We start from the raw sequence: 1,147 nt of genomic DNA on the forward strand, positions 1-1,147 counted from the left end.
CTGGAGCGCCGCAGGTGCGATGACGACGTTCCGCCAGGAACGGAGTTTGAGGGCCGCAGGTGCGATGGCGACGTTCCGGCCAGGAACGGAGTTTGCGGGCCGCAGGTGCGATGACGACGTTCCGCCAGGAACGGAGTTTGAGGGCCGCAGGTGCGATGGCGACGGGCCGGGGGGTGCGTCGGGTGGGACGCAACTGGCCTTAGTGCAGGAGTTCGAGAAGAACAAGGTTTTTCGAGGAGACAGGGGAGGGGGCATGCCCCCTTCCCACCTGACGGTGGTCGAGCTCCGGGCGTTCCGCCCATCACACTCCCCGTCAGCCCCTCCCCAATGGCGATAAGCGACTGGCCGAAGGGCAGGAGCTCGAGCACCGCTAGGTGCGCAGTCCACTGGAAAGCCGTGCATGGGAGTTGCGACGCTTCGAAGAATAGCGCTCTTGATCGAAGCCGGCGGCATGCCCGAGGCACGAGCTCCATCAGATGCGAGCATCAAAAAGACCCGCTTCAGGCCCGGACACTCCGCTGGCACATACCGGCAGGATGTCCCAATAGACGAATCAGACTCCGACTAAAAATCAGGGGCCCTCCGGCCCCTATAAAAAGAACGTAACGGAAAAACGGGATTACATTATGGTTTCGAGCCGCTGCTCCAGGAAATCAAGCCCTCTCTTGATGTCCTCGACGGTCTTCCCGCCGGTCAGGATGATCTTGCCGGAACTGAAGAGAAGGGCGACGATCTTCGGATCGTCGATCCGGTAGACGAGTCCCGGGAACTGCTCGGGTTCATACTCGATGTTCTCGAGGTTGAGGGTGATGACCACCTTGTTTAAGTTGATGTACTTGCCCATGTCGTACGAACAGACGATGTTCGTGACCGCGACCTGCGGCTCGTCGTAGGTATCGACCCCGGCATCGCGGAGCGACTGCATGATGATACCAAGGCCGTCATGCAGGTCCTGGTTGTTCCTGATACCGGTGAGCACCACTTTTCCCGAGGAAAATATCAGGGATGCGATCTTGGGTTTCTCGATGCGGTAGACCGCCCCGGGGAACCGCTTCGTATTCAGTTCGCAGTTTTTTATTTTATCAGATACGTTTTCGAGGTCGATCGCGTCGGCAATCACCCCGGAGGCAACGATGTTCTCAATTTT

2 protein-coding genes are annotated in these 1,147 nt (G+C 58.8%); one reads left to right on the top strand and one right to left on the bottom strand.

The window, feature by feature from the left end:
• Nucleotides 1-337, top strand: a 337-nt coding sequence (locus EI28_RS15120; protein ID WP_048115335.1) for a hypothetical protein, incomplete at its 5' end; no start/stop codon positions are given.
• A 282-nt stretch (nucleotides 338-619) separates the two neighbouring features.
• On the opposite strand, the gene EI28_RS12500 is transcribed toward EI28_RS15120, so the two are convergent.
• On the bottom strand, nucleotides 620-1,147 hold a 528-nt coding region (locus EI28_RS12500), incomplete at its 5' end, for a TATA-box-binding protein (protein WP_082223180.1).

The organism is Methanoculleus sp. MH98A (assembly GCF_000691865.1).
Classification (GTDB): Archaea; Halobacteriota; Methanomicrobia; order Methanomicrobiales; family Methanoculleaceae; genus Methanoculleus.